The following is a 14,806-nucleotide window of genomic DNA, read 5'->3' on the forward strand; positions in this document are numbered from 1 at the left end:
TTACAAAAAACCACGCAAAACAGCATAGAAACCAGCAATCGCCGAGATACTTAATAAAAAGCGTGTAAACCAGGAAGCTGGCAAGCGACCACCAAAACGTTGCGAGAGATAAAACCCGGCAAACATAGCAGGTGCTAATAACGCGCTCACTACCAGATCAGCCAGGCTAAAACGACCGATATGCCAAAGCGCGATGAGTGAGACTATACTGGCGGGAATAAAGGTTGCGGAGAGCGAACCCCGTATACGCCCTGGCGTGGCTTGTTGATAGGCCAGACCTATGGGTGGACCGCCGACACCGGTAATGGTGCCCATCAAGCCGGTACCATAAGCTCCTGCAAAAATTGTCACATTTCCAGGGCCGTCAGAATGTACACGGCTGTTACGCCTGAGGTAACTTACTACGCTCACTGCAACAGCAAGCAATATTAAACCACCAAAAATAATATCCCAGGCGGCGGCACTGAGCAGCCCTGCCACCAGCCAGGCGGTGAATACGCCAATGAAACTGCCGGACAGCGTAAAATACAGGTCTCGCCGGACCACATGCTGATAATTATCGCGCAGCACCAGCAAAGACATAATACCTCCCAGGATAATCAGAGGGGCAGGTACGAAGCCGGGATAGATCAAAAACAATAAAGGCGCACTGAATAGCGCAATACCATAACCAATGACGCCCTGAATAAAACTTCCAATGGTGATCACCAGAATAGCGATTAACCAAAGATACAACGATAGTTCCGGCAATAATGTCATAACAAAGGCGTTCCTTTAATGTTAAATACCGTAGGGCAGGTTCCACCTGCCGTGACAATCATCCACATACACAATGCAGCATTCGAAAACCCAACCCCTTATAGCCAACGTTTCAGGGTGGCTGAAGGATTTCCCCTGGAGGACACTAATATTTAAGCATTATCAAGCAAGATAGAAGGCATCACTATTACTGTTACAGCTCTGTTTCCAACGATTTCTTCAACCCTGAAAAGAACGTCACCTACCGTAAATTCAGCAAATTCAGCGAAGTCGCTTCCGAGTTGCTCTCTTGCTAATTCATCCAATGTAAAATGCTTGTTTATACCTTTATTAATCAACAACTCATAGCACCATTCAATATCTGCCAGCGTACTGGCACCTTTCAGACGCCAATGTGCCGGTAATTTGGAAGAGCGAAAACCTTTTTCAGAAAATACCTGTTCAACCATTTCCTTGTAATCATCTTTTAACACCACAAACAAATGATCTTTTGCTTCAAGTATCGTTGACCCTCTTGGTGGAATGATTTTTGCTCCACGGGAAATCATTGCAACCACTGCACCTTCAGGCAAAGCCATTCGCGCTAACCGCCGCTTCACAGCACGAGAATTTTCTGACAGCGTATATTCCACTATTTCGCCATCAACTTGTCCAAGTGCTGTTATTTCAAGCACAGCGGCTGCTTTTGCCGGAGTACGTTCAATCAGCCCTAGCTTCCTCGCTACGAAAGGCAATGTAGATCCTTGCAGGGTGGAGGAAATTAAAACAACAAAAAATACTGCATTGAAAATCAATTCAGCACCAGGAAGGCCAAACAATAAAGGAAAAATAGCAAGAATTATAGGTACAGAACCACGCAGGCCAACCCAAGACATTAAAGTAATTTCACGAAGGTTAAAGCCAAATATTTTCAGAATAGGAATCACAGCAAGTGGCCGTGCCACAAATAATAGAATGGCCCCAATCACCAGCCCTTCTAGCCAGACATCCAGCAGTGAACTTGGATTAATGAGCAATCCCAGCATCACAAACATAGTAATTTGGCTCAGCCAGGCAAGACCATCGTGAAACAGGAAAGTAGTACGCTGGAACACAAAACGCTTATTCCCAATCATGACACCACATATAAAGATGGCGAGAAATCCACTGCCACCAAAATAAGTAGCGATGCCGTAAGAGAGCAAACCAGCAGCAGTCACCAGAACCGGATAGAGGCCAGTAGCCTGTAAATTTATTTTATTAATCAGACGAACTGTAAAGTAGCCGGCTATCAGCCCACCCATTGCCCCACCACCCATCTGGAGGACAAAGAACAGAAGTAACCCTAAGCCAATTTCTGCCTCATTCAGAATAACCTCAAGCAACGCAATGGTCAGAAAAATAGCCATTGGGTCGTTGGAGGCACTTTCAATTTCCAGAGTCGCCTTAACACGATTATTCAGGTTAATGCCCGCGTTACGCAACAGGGAGAATACGGCGGCGGCATCAGTTGAGCCCACAATCGCACCCAACAACAAGCCCTCCATAAGGGTTATTGGCAGTATGACACTGGCTGCAGCGCCGGTTACAACAGCAGTGAAAACCACACCCAGGGTCGCCAATACTGAGGCCGGTTTCCATACACGCTTAATAGAGGCAAGCGGTGTTTGCAAACCACCATCAAACAGAATAAGTGCGAGCGCCAACGTGCCTATAGCATGAGCGATTTCCGGGCTGTCAAAAACGATACGCCCAAGGCCTTCCTCACCAGCTAACATTCCGACCATCAAAAACAGAACCAGCATCGGCAAGCCCAGTCGCGCTGAGAGCTTACTGGACAAAATGCCAATCAAAATAAGCGCGGAGCTTAACAGGATAAGCTGGTCAATTAAAAACATAGTGGTCTTACTCAGGATCGAAAGGTATTTGTGCCTCTAAGAGTTTCACATGCTCAGATAGTCCAAGGGCTTTGTCCACATCAAGCAAAAGCGCAATTCCTGTGTCCAGCCGCTCATCAAGTCCGCCTACTTTTACCACTTGCGCAAGCACATCATCAGCTCTGCGCTCCTCAACTAAAACCAACACCACATCCCGCTGGCTATGTACCTGGAAACCAAAAATGCCAATAGCTTCTTTTAAACCTACTCCCTTGGCGCTAGTTATAATTGTGGCACCAGTCGCACCTGCCTTTCGGGCTGTATCAATTAGTTTCTCTGTTTTATCCACATCAACAAAAGCCATTAAAAGTTTAAATTTCATAAGGCCCCCTAACCATTAATTGTTCCTAAGTGTAGATTACAAACCAACATACGCGTGCTCAATAAGTATATTATTTAACCTTGATATACATCGTTCTAATACGAGAAATAAAAATGTCACAGGCAAAGTCGTTTTAATAGATTTAATTTAATGCATTAAAAAACGCTCCCTCGGGAGCGTTTTTAGAAGTTTAGGCGTTAAGACATCTCAACCAGCATGGTGGTTGGGTCTTCGAGAAACTCCTGCCAGCGCTTATTGAAGTTGGCGATAGTACCGCCGTCAATAATACGGTGATCGCCTGACCAGCTTGCAGTCATAATCTCCCGTGCTACCACTTCCCCGGCTGCATCAAAACGCGGTAACTGCTGTACGCGGCCAAGGGCAACGATAGCAGCTTCCGGCATATTGATGATTGGAGTGGTCACAGTACCGCCAACAACACCAATATTGGAGATGGTAATAGTACCGCCTTTCATATCCGCCTGGGCTACTTTGCCTTCACGAGCGGCGTTGGTTAAACGGGTGACTTCTTCTGCAACTTCCAGCAGGCTCTTCTGATTCACCTGTTTAATGTTAGGCACCATTAAACCAATTTTGGTCGCCACGGCCATACCAATGTTGTGATCATCAAAATAAGTAATCTCATTGGCTTCTTTGTTCAGCTGGGCGTTCATAATCGGAAACTCTTTCATCGCCAGCGACAATGCTTTAATGAAGAACGGCATGAGGGTTAGCTTAATGCCTTTTTCTGCATACTTAGCTTTCAATCGCTTATGCAATGCACGAAGTTCCGTTAGATCAAAGTCTTCGGCATAGGTGAAATGCGGAATAGTGCGTACTGACTCGGCCATCTGCCGCGCCATAGCTGCCTTAACGCCCCGTAGCGGCTCTGTGCGGCTACCACCAGCCACTGGCTTGCTCTGTGTCTGGCTGCTTTGTTGTGCAGCTGCAGCAGGCTTAGCGCCACCTTCCACAAAGGCTTTAATATCGTCTTTTAAGACCCGGCCTTTGGCACCGGAACCTGGCACTTCACTGATATCAATATTTTCTTCCCGAGCACGACGGCGTACTGCCGGGCTGGCTAAAGCTTTGCCTTTAGCGGCGGCTTTCGGTGCTTCGGCCTGAGCTGAGGTTTCTTTCTTAACTTCAACTTTGGCTTCTTTACTCTGTGGCTCAGATGCGGCGGCACTGCCGCCAGCTTCCTGCAGCGCAAAAAGCGCTTTGCCCACTTCAGCAACGTCACCTTTAGCGTAATAAAGTTTGCTGACCACACCGTCCGACTTCGCCGGAATTTCGACTACGGCTTTGTCAGTCATTACTTCGACGACAACCTGGTCTTCTTCTACAGTGTCACCTTCCGCTACACGCCACTCAACAATTTCACACTCAACTATGCCTTCGCCGATATCCGGCAGGATAAAATCGGTCAAGGCACCATCTGAACTGTCTGCAGACTCAGAAGCTAATGGCTCGATGTCTTTTTCTTCGCTCTTAGAAGAGTCAGCCGGCTCTTTAGTTTGTGGTTTGGTTTCGCTTTCCGCTGGGGCCGAATTGCCCTCGGAATCAATCGAAAATAAAGGCTCGCCAACAACAGCGATGTCGCCTTTGGCGTAATAAAGCTTATTCACAGTACCGTCAAACTTAGCCGGAATTTCTACCACGGCCTTGTCGGTCATCACTTCAACCACGACCTGATCTTCTTTTACCGTGTCGCCTTCAGCAACCTTCCATTCAACGATTTCGCATTCAACAATGCCTTCGCCAATATCAGGTAAGATAAAATCTGTACTCATGCTCAGGCTCCTGTTAATAATTCAACGAACGCTTAATAGCTTCGTAAGTTTTCAGGTGGTCAGCCATGTATTCTTTTTCATGGGCTAGCGGATACGGGGTGTCTAAACCAGAAACCCTCATGATCGGAGATTCTAAGTATAAAAACGCCATTTCCTGAACCGTAGCGGCCACTTCACTACCAAAAGCATTAGTATGAGGGGCTTCCTGAGAAATCACCAGGCGTCCGGTTTTACGCACGGACTCAGCGACGGTGTCTTTATCCCACGGCAGAATGCTGCGCAAATCGATAATTTCACAGCTTACTCCGTCTTTTTCAGCCAGTTCTGCCGCTTTTTCGATGATTTCCATCTGCGCGCCCCAGCCGACCAGCGTAATATCTGAACCTTCTTTCATCACGTCAGCTTTGCCGAGCGGAATGGTATATTCTTCTTCCGGCACTTCACCCACCGCAGCACGGTACATGCGCTTAGGTTCCAGAAAGAGAACCGGATTAGGATCAAAAATTGAACTCAGCAGCAAACCTTTAGCTTCATAAGGATTACGTGGGATAACAATTTTCAGGCCCGGGGTATGTGCAAAATAGGCTTCCGGTGACTGTGAGTGATAATGGCCACCGTGAATACCGCCGCCGTAAGGTGTGCGTATGGTCAGGCCGCCAACATTAAATTCGTTACCTGAACGGTAACGGAATTTAGCGGTTTCATTCACAATCTGATCAAAAGCCGGGAAAATATAATCGCCGAACTGAATTTCAGCTACCGGGAAACTGCCCTGAGCCGCCAGACCATTGGCAAAACCAATAATGCCCTGCTCGACCAGCGGCGTATTGAAGCAACGGTCCCGGCCGTATTTTTCCTGCAAACCACTGGTGGCACGAAAGACGCCGCCGAAATGACCTACGTCTTCACCAAAAATACTGACTTTGTCGTTTTTTGCCATCGCCAGATCAAGGGCGCTGTTGATGGCCTGTAATAAATTCATTTTAGCCATTACTTCACCCCTTCTGATGTTTTTGGATAAGCATCCGGATACTTGCGGATATGTGCTTTCAGATCATCCAGCTGCTCTTTTAGCTGTTGAGTTGGAGTGTCGTAAACATCATTGATGATTTCGTCAATGTGAGGAACCGGGATTTTCTCTGAAGTCTTCAATTCAGCCAGTACCGCGTCTTTATGGCGTTTTTGCTGAGCGTCGGCTTCTTCTTCAGTAATCCAGCCTTTATTCAGCAGCCAGTTACGCATGCGCACTAACGGGCACTTATCGCGCCATGCCTGCTCTTCTTCGCGGGTACGGTAACCAGTAGGATCATCTGAAGTTGAGTGACCGGCCATGCGATACGACATCGCTTCGATCAATACAGGTTCATTTTCTTCTACGGCAAGACGACGGGCTTCTTTAGTAGCGGCATAAACAGCCAGCATATCGTTGCCGTCAACACGGATGGTTTTCATGCCATAACCAACACCACGTGGCGCTATGCCATCACCCGCTAATTGCTCATCAATAGGTGTGGAAATCGCATATCCATTATTACGGCAGAAGAAGATTGCGGGCACTTTAAGTACCGCGGCCATGTTCATGCCGGCATGGAAATCGCCTTCTGAAGCGGCACCTTCACCGAAATAACAGATAGTGCAGGTTTTCGACTTCTCTTGTTTTTGCCCGTAAGCATAACCAGCAGCCTGCGGGATTTGAGTTCCCAGCGGCGAAGAAATAGTCATAAAATTAAGCTCAGCAGAGCCATAATGTACCGGCATCTGACGGCCTTTACCTAAATCTTTGGCATTCGAGAACAATTGATTCATAAATTGTTCTACGGTGAATCCACGATAGGCTAATGCGCCCTGTTCGCGATATTGCCCCATGATCATGTCTTCAAATTCAAGGGCAGCAGCAGAGCCTATGCTCGTAGCTTCTTCACCCAACGAGGACAGGTAGAAACTAATACGTCCCTGACGCTGAGCGGCAAACATGCGTTCATCCAGAACACGGATAAACTGCATGGTTTCAAACATTTTTAGTGCCAGTTTCTTGTCTACATCCGGTAACTTCGCGCCTTTATGCGGAGTACCATCAGCTTTCAACAACTGAAACATTGGAATTTTCAACGCGTGCCCGTCGATAACATCGATCTCGGTGACTACGGTTGGCTGTTTCGTCGATACTTTAGCCATAACTTACTCTCGTTATACCTGAAATGAGCGCAACTTTACCTTTACGTCAACGGTGATGCAAATTGATTCACATCCAGCTGTCGTAAGGTGGTGTTCATCAAGCGCTACAGCAATAAAACACATGCTGTAGAGCCCTTTATTCACGTGTGCTGCAACCTTTGTCTCTGTTCTGGCGGCTGGCTGCCACAAACTACTCAGACCAGTTCAATCTGATCGGCGTCTACTTCAACCACTGTGATTAACGCGCGCTGGCCCAGTGCTACTTTAGCATTGGGAAAAATAATAGATTCGCCCTGAGTCTGCACAGGATAGGTTTTATCGCCATCCCGCGCCAGTTCATAACCGACTGCAAACTCGGTGAAGTTTGCCACGTCATCCGGGAAATTAAGTTCAAAGTCCTGTTGTGTCCGGTTGATACTGCGCAGAACCTGATAAATATGAAAATCAGATGGCTCAAAGTTGCCCAGTTTCAGTTCCTGATTACAAATCAGTTTCTGCAAAACTTCCTTCACCGCAGCAAATTTATGCATGTCATTGTGCCCGAAGGGGCGCACTTTACCCAATTCCAGAGTGAAAGCGTCGGCAGCAAAGTTACGTACACTAAAGTAAGAAAAAGTGGTCGTTGGGCCTTCATGCAAAAGCACGGTATTAACACCCATCGCACCCAATAACTGTAACTGGTGCTTTTTGTAAGGGGCACCATGAGTAAAAGGATAAACAGCAAATTTTTCGTGCTGCGAATCACGAATGGCAGTATGCATATCATAATGCAAACGCTGGCGTTTTCCCGCAGGCGCCTGCTCGTAGAAACGGGCGACGTACTGTTCCAGTTTTTGCGCCCGCACTCGCTCTTTATTGACCAGCCCCTCGCCTTCACTATGAGCGCCGCTGAATAAACGGTTCATATTCTCATCAACAAAACGTTTGCCAATATTAATGGCCGCTGGGTTAGCGATTAAGAACATCACCCGATTACCTGACTGAAGATACCCCTGCCGCAGCTGTTCAATCAGCTCATCACAAATCTCAATAGGGGCGGTTTCATCGCCATGTACCGCGCAGGACAAAATCAAATCCAGTGGTCCAGGATTGGCGGGAGTAAACACAATAACGCCACTGTCCCAGATCTCAACCTGAGTACCATCCGCCAGACATTCAGTCTGATCGATATCAACACCCCATTCATGCTCTCGGGTGAAAGTTAAAAAATTCTGTTCCGATAAAACTCGTAAATTCACTCAGATTTATCCTTTTTTTCACTAATATCCTGTACCTGGGTGCTCACAGCTGCATGTTGAGCGAGGCGCTCATGCTCTGGCATGGGGCCAGGTTCATAGCCCTTGGTAGCGAGCAACGCACGTAATACCCGTGAACGATATTCACGACGATAAAGCACACCCACCACCACAGCACTAGCGGTAATAAAGAACCAGGGGTTCGCGAACCAGCACAAATACGCAAGGGCAAAATAGTAGGCACGCAGGCCATAGTTATATTCATGGCCAGCCTGATCCAGAACCTTGGCTGTGTTGCGCGCATAACGATCGCGTTCTTCTTCGCTCACGGTTGAGCGACTCATGTTCGGTGCCATACCCAGTAATACGGAAACAAAACCAAACTGACGAATGGACCAGGTAAATTTGAAAAAGGCAAACACCATGATAGTCGCCATGCCAGCAAGCTTAAATAATACCAGCGTAGGACTTTGTTCGACGGTAAAGGGCAGCTGGTCAATAACCCGGACAAACTGCTCACTAGAGGCCAGTACGGTTAACACACCGGCCAGTACCAGAATGGTCGATGAGGCGAAGAAAGTAACGTTACGTTCCACATTGCCAATCAGCGCAGCATCCGCAATGTGTTGGTCTTTATGGGTGACTGCATACATCCAGTCCACCCTTAAAGTCCGTAGAATACTGGACAGGCAATGAATATGACGCGCCCGCTTTTTGGCAAACAGCGAATAGCCAACCCAAAGTAACAAAAACCAGCCAATGGCAATTAAATCAATTAGTGGAATATCTCGCATCCGTGGGTTCCTTGCGCCTCTGCTTATGCCTCAGCATCATAGACGCAAGCGCGCCCGGCATCAAGCCGGGCTCACTGATTGCTGAGTACTCTTATCGCCTCTGAAGTAATTTTTTAAATCATCCAGCACCAGATACAAACAAGGTATCAGCAGCAGGGTGATTACAGTCGCAAACAAAATACCAAACGCCAGCGAAATAGCCATTGGAATAACCATCTGCGCCTGCAGGCTGCGCTCCAGTACTATAGGTAGCAGACCAGCAAAGGTGGTCAAAGAGGTCAGCACAATAGCGCGAAAACGCGCACAACCCGCATCTACGACCGCTTGTTTAAGGCTGTCTCCGTGCTCCCTGCTTTTATTCACATAATCCACCAGGATCAGACTGTCGTTCACCACCACCCCAGCGAGCGCGATAATACCAAACAGACTCAGGATGCTAATCGGCATGCCTAAAATCCAGTGGCCAGCCACAGCACCAATAATACCAAAAGGTATGACTGACATGATAATCAACGGCTGACTATAAGATCGCAAAGGTATAGCCATCAATGCATAGATCCCGAAGAGGGCAAATATCGCACCTGTCGCCAGCGAGCCTAAAGCGTCCTGTTCATCCTGGCTGGCCCCTTCTAAACCAAAGGTCACATTCGGATACTGGGCCAGAATATCCGGAATATAGTTCGCCCTGATGTCACGGATAATAGTAAAAGGCTCAACTCTGTCAGTATCCACCCGCGCTCTTACATTTACCGAACGCACACCGTTAACCCGGCTAATGGTGCTGTAACCGTCCGCTTCGATAGCTTCGGCAACAGCATTGAAAGGGATCTGTCGACCATCCGCTGTGCGGATACGCATATTTTCCAGGTTACCTATGGATTGCCGCTCCGATAGCGGATAGCGCACCATCACCCGTACTTCTTCGTCATCCCGTTGAATACGTTGTGCTTCAGCACCAAAGAAAGCATACCGAACCTGGGTTGCCAGATCCTGCAAAGTAATGCCCAGAGCGTCAGCTTCTGGCTTCAGTTGTAATTGAATTTCTTCCTGCGGTGCGCCAAAGGTATCTGAGATATCAAAAACCCCGCCATACTCGGCCAGCGCGGTGCGGATATCCAGCGCGGCAGCTGACAGCTCGTCCAGATTACTTCCGCTTAGCTGGAACTCAATATCATAACCACCGCCACCACCAATGCTACCTTCAAAGTTTAGCGCCTTAACAGCGGCCATTTCCGGTACCCGCTCACGCCATTGGTTAACCACCGCAAACCCATCAATTTCGCGGGACTCGCCTTTTTCCAGTTCCACCATGATCATGCCCCCCTCAGCGGACTGTAAAAACACATTCACATGGGCAATCATGGGTTGGTTGTAACGTTCCTGATATTCTGCATCGACCTCATACAGCGCCGCGCGGATCTCATCCAGAGCTGCAATAGTGCGACCTTCATTGGTGCCGGGCTGCATTTCGACTGAAGCCTGCACGAAGTCACTGGGAATATTAGGGAAAAAGACCCAGCGCACCATGCCGCCAGCAATCAGCCCTATCATCAGAATGAATAAAGCAATGAAACTGGCAATCGTGGTGTAACGGTAATCCAGGCACTTTGCGACAAAAGGCCGATAACGAGTTTCGACGAATTTTTTCAGCTGATTAGCAAAACCATTGCGAAAACGTTGAAAGGCATTCTGTTTAGTTTCCGGGGTTTTAGAAAATTTCATGCGGTTAATATGCGCCGGTAAAATCCATTTCGATTCAATCAGTGAAAACGCCAGGCAAAGAATGACAACCCAGGCTATGGACTGCCAGATACCAGCCATAGCGCCACCCACCATCAACATAGGTGTGAAAGCCACCATGGTTGTCAACACACCAAAGGTAGCAGGTACTGCAACCCGCTTGGCCCCCCTTATGACGTTGTCCTCGGTCTTACCGTATTTTTCAATTTCCGAGTAGGTACTCTCACCTATAATAATAGCGTCATCGACCACTATCCCCAGCACTAATATAAAACCAAAGAGCGAAATCATGTTTACCGAAACATCAATCATGGGCAGCTGCATCATCATGAAAGCACCCAGGAAACATACCGGTAACCCCACCATGACCCAGAAGGCCAGGCGTAACTGTAGAAATAACGACAGGGCCAGGAAAACCAGAAGCACGCCGATATACATATTATTCAGCATCAGGTCGAGCCGACCCTGCAGATAATACGAACTGTCTCCCCAGTGCGCTACCTGAACCCCTTCCGGCAGCTGGCCACGCTTGTCCTCCAGATATTCTTTTACTGTGGCGGCTATCGCCAGGTCATTCTGATCGCCCACTGAATCCACCCGCACGAAGGTGGCAGGTTTGCCATCAAACTCAGCAAACCCTCTTCGCTCAACAAAGCCATCATTGACCTGAGCAATATCGCCCAGTGTTAAGCGCGTGCCGTCGTCACGGCGTAATAATACAATTTGCTCAAATTCATCACCGGTATAACTCTGATTTTTGGCCCGTAACAAAATATCGCCGCTGGGTGTGCGAATAGAGCCACCGGGCACATCCAGCGAGGTTCCGCGAATGGCTTCGGTAATCTCATTAAAGGTCAGATCATAACGTTGTAAATCGTGCTCTGAAATTTCTACCGCAATTTCATAGTCGCGAGCACCAATAACCTGCACCTGACTGATTCCCGGAAAGGTACGTAAATCATCACGTAATTCTTTTGCTAGCTGTTTACGCGACCCCTCATTAATATCGCCGTATACCGACACCCAGATAATCTGTCGCTGTTGCCGTGTCCTGTATATATTCGGGGGTTCTATCTGGGCCGGAAAGCTGGCAATGCCATCCACGCGCATTTTAACTTCGTCCATCACCTCCTGAACCGGATAACTGGTTTCAACTTCAATTGAAAGTGAAGCTAACCCTTCGTTCGAGGTACTGCGCACATTTTTGATGCCTTCAACGTCATCAATGGCATCTTCAATGCGAATAACGACGCCTTGCTCAACCTCTTGCGGAGCTGCCCCAGGAAAAGGCACCTGAATAGTAATCATATTCAGTTCCACGGTCGGGAACATTTGTTTACGAATCGACATCACCGACAAAATACCGCCGATAATGATGAAAGCCATTAATAAATTTGCGGCCACGGTATTACGGGTAAACCAGGCAATAAGGCCTTTTTCAGGCGGTCGTTGAGGTGGCGGGGTTTGTGGCGTTGAAGGTTCCATTAATCGTCCCCTCCGTTTTGCGTATCTGGCTGGACGCTGTCGTCGTCCATGCTTTCTTCAGCAGGTTCGACTTCATCACCGGGTAATCGCACTCGCTGTCCGGGTAACGGATTATCCAGCTGAGTTAGCAGCACTTTTTCACCAGCTTCCAGACCAGCACGGATAAACACAGTATGCCGATCGCGTCGCTGCACTTCGACTTCACGGCGTTCCAGAATGCGCTCTTCATCACCACTGATAATCCATACAAAACCACCAGAGTGAACCGCATAACGAGGCAGCTCTACCATATCCGCCAGCGTAATACCCTCAATTTGTGCTTCTACAAAGCGGCCAAATGCGAGTGGAATTTCGTGGCTCGGGCCTTGCCTGTTGTAAGGATCCTGCACTTCAGCGACCGCATAAGTCACCTGGCTTGTGGCATCCAGTACCCCTTCAGTACGCACAACACTGGCCTGCCAGAGCTGCTGGCGTCCGGAAATTTGACTGCTTAAGGTAACTGCCGGGCCCGCTTCATCGGCACGTAAACCGGTCGGAATATCAAGTAAGGCCAGGTCAAGATCAGTCAACGGCAGCCGCACTTCAGCAACGTCAGTACCATAAAGTCGTCCGACAACACTGCCTGTACCAACATATTGTCCCAAATTGGCCTGCTTTTGTTGCAGCACACCAGAAAAAGGTGCCCTGATGTTGGTCCGTTGCAGGTTTCGTTCAGACTGAGCCAGACGAGCCTCGGCAGATTGCAGGTTAGCCATAGCACTGGCTAACTGAGGTTCACGCAAACCTAACGCTGGAATCTCAATATCACCTTCCTGAATAGATCGCCATTCTGTTTCTGCCACCTGGCTTAATGCTCGTTCTTCTGCAACCTGAGCTTCCGCCTGGGCCACATTAGCCTGGGCTTCCTGACGCGCCGTTTCATAATCAGAGGGGTCAATACGCAACATCACATCGCCCGCTTCAAAAAAACCACCAGCGACAAACTTATCAGCAACATAAACCACCTGTCCGCTTACCTCAGCAACTAAATCTGTATCGTATTTAGGTTTAACTGAACCCTGAGCGGGTACACGGAAGGCCTGGTCTTTGATTTCGACCTCCTGATACTCCACCAGTACAGGTAAACGCTCCGGGCCTCCGCGCTGCGGCGGTGTGCGGGAGGAAGCCAGAACAAAAGCAATAACAAGTGCCAGAACCAGGATAATTACTGGTAAGAAAATACGTTTTTTTGAAGCCATAACGGTATACTATTCTCAGATTTATACAGGCGATAAGTAATTTGAGTTACTCAAAAAAGACAAGCACATAAGGTGCATTAGTTGATGACACTATTATGAAGTAACTTTTATCAGTAAGTAAGCAACAACTAGTAAACATTTGTAACAACTACAGGAATAATGTAACTAACTGTGTCCAGCGTAAATAACTATAGAGAGCCTGCGCTTATGCTAACCGGTGGCGGAGCGCGCGCTGCCTACCAGGTAGGCGTACTTAAAGGCATTGCAACACTTGTCCCCCGCGCTCACCCGCTGCCTTTTCGGATCATGTGCGGTACTTCTGCCGGCGCCCTGAATGCTTCTGCCATGGCCTGTTATGCGTCTAACTTCCACCTCGCGGTGAAAAAACTCGAACATGTCTGGGCTAACTTTTCTACCGACCAGGTGTACCGAAGCAGCAATACTGAGCTGGTAGGTCATTTATTAGGTCGTGTCGGCCGCTTGTTCCAATCAGAAACGATGGAGAACCCAGCTTCCAGCCTGTTTGACAACCAGCCTTTGCGGGAACTTATTATGAAAGTCGTCGATTTTAAAAAAATTGACCGTCATATCGCCAATGGCTACCTGCGCGCCTTATCGGTCTCCGCATCCTGCTATAACAATGGCCACTCTATCTCTTTTTACGAGGGCTCGTCTCACTACCGGGACTGGCAACGCTCTAAACGTCGCGGTATACGCACCCGACTAACTCAGGAGCACCTGATGGCATCGGCCGCGATTCCGCTGGTTTTTCCAGCAATTGAAATTCAGCATCAATTTTATGGCGACGGCGCTATTCACCAGATATCACCATTAAGCGCACCCATTCATTTGGGCGCCAGCAAAATACTGGTAATCGGAGTCGATGAAGCGCATATGGAAGACCCACTTAATCGCCATTATGTACCTTCCAGTGCAGCTATTGCAGGTCATTTGCTGGACACCATCTTTGCAGACACTCTGAACTCAGATTTGGAACGTCTGCAACGTATTAACGAAACTATCCGGCAATTAGATAAAGCAGGCATTGAACACCCACAACTGCGCCGTATTGATACCCTGATAGTAAAACCAGAACTGGACTTCAATCAGTTAGCCCATAAGCATTTTTTAACCATGCCAAAATCCGTGCGTCGTTTACTCAGCTTAATTGGTATTGACCAGGACACACCCTCAAGCATTGTCAGCTATCTGTTATTTGAAAAACCTTATTGCCGTGAGCTGATTCAGATTGGTTATCAGGATGCAATGAGACAACGCGAGGACATTCATCATTTTCTGGAACTGGGTGGCCGCCCCATAACCTGATTTTAATATAATAATTTCAGTTA

General features: G+C 48.0%; 11 protein-coding genes. 1 reads left to right on the forward strand and 10 read right to left on the reverse strand.

Annotated elements, in window-relative coordinates:
- The 10 genes from CWE09_RS04855 to CWE09_RS04900 form a co-directional block, all read right to left on the reverse strand.
- Positions 1–759, reverse strand: coding sequence for a sulfite exporter TauE/SafE family protein (locus tag CWE09_RS04855; protein ID WP_126802878.1), 759 nt, complete (start codon positions 757–759; stop codon positions 1–3).
- A gap of 152 nt (positions 760–911) precedes the next feature.
- Entirely contained in the window at positions 912–2,636 is a 1,725-nt protein-coding gene (locus CWE09_RS04860; protein ID WP_126802879.1) for a potassium/proton antiporter, read from the reverse strand.
- A gap of 7 nt (positions 2,637–2,643) precedes the next feature.
- Positions 2,644–2,997 (reverse strand): P-II family nitrogen regulator, encoded by a 354-nt coding sequence (locus CWE09_RS04865; protein ID WP_126802880.1) that lies wholly within the window; start codon positions 2,995–2,997, stop codon positions 2,644–2,646.
- Between the two features lie 197 nt (positions 2,998–3,194).
- Positions 3,195–4,790, reverse strand: a complete 1,596-nt coding sequence (locus CWE09_RS04870; protein ID WP_126802881.1) for a dihydrolipoyllysine-residue acetyltransferase — start codon at positions 4,788–4,790, stop codon at positions 3,195–3,197.
- Between the two features lie 13 nt (positions 4,791–4,803).
- Entirely contained in the window at positions 4,804–5,781 is a 978-nt protein-coding gene (locus CWE09_RS04875) for an alpha-ketoacid dehydrogenase subunit beta (protein WP_126802882.1), read from the reverse strand.
- Positions 5,781–6,965 carry a thiamine pyrophosphate-dependent dehydrogenase E1 component subunit alpha gene (locus tag CWE09_RS04880; protein ID WP_126802883.1) on the reverse strand — a complete coding sequence of 395 codons (1,185 nt, stop codon included), beginning with the start codon at positions 6,963–6,965 and terminating at the stop codon, positions 5,781–5,783. The genes CWE09_RS04875 and CWE09_RS04880 overlap by 1 nt, the downstream gene beginning before the upstream one ends.
- A gap of 194 nt (positions 6,966–7,159) precedes the next feature.
- Positions 7,160–8,203 carry a succinylglutamate desuccinylase gene (gene astE / locus CWE09_RS04885; RefSeq protein ID WP_126802884.1) on the reverse strand — a complete coding sequence of 348 codons (1,044 nt, stop codon included), beginning with the start codon at positions 8,201–8,203 and terminating at the stop codon, positions 7,160–7,162.
- Complete coding sequence (locus tag CWE09_RS04890) at positions 8,200–8,994, reverse strand: DUF599 domain-containing protein (RefSeq protein ID WP_126802885.1); 795 nt, start codon at positions 8,992–8,994, stop codon at positions 8,200–8,202. Before CWE09_RS04890 ends, astE begins: the two co-directional genes overlap by 4 nt.
- A gap of 60 nt (positions 8,995–9,054) precedes the next feature.
- On the reverse strand, positions 9,055–12,219 hold the full coding sequence (locus tag CWE09_RS04895) for an efflux RND transporter permease subunit (RefSeq protein WP_126802886.1): 3,165 nt from the start codon (positions 12,217–12,219) through the stop codon (positions 9,055–9,057).
- Positions 12,219–13,457 (reverse strand): efflux RND transporter periplasmic adaptor subunit, encoded by a 1,239-nt coding sequence (locus tag CWE09_RS04900; RefSeq protein WP_126802887.1) that lies wholly within the window; start codon positions 13,455–13,457, stop codon positions 12,219–12,221. The genes CWE09_RS04895 and CWE09_RS04900 overlap by 1 nt, the downstream gene beginning before the upstream one ends.
- 171 nt (positions 13,458–13,628) lie before the next feature.
- On the opposite strand from CWE09_RS04900, the gene CWE09_RS04905 reads away from it, so the two are divergent.
- Positions 13,629–14,783: a patatin-like phospholipase family protein gene (locus CWE09_RS04905; RefSeq protein ID WP_241974300.1), complete on the forward strand. Its 1,155-nt coding sequence runs from the start codon at positions 13,629–13,631 to the stop codon at positions 14,781–14,783.
- Positions 14,784–14,806: the final 23 nt, after the last annotated feature.

It is taken from the genome of Aliidiomarina minuta, from assembly GCF_003987145.1.
In the GTDB taxonomy this organism is placed as follows: Bacteria; Pseudomonadota; Gammaproteobacteria; order Enterobacterales; family Alteromonadaceae; genus Aliidiomarina; species Aliidiomarina minuta.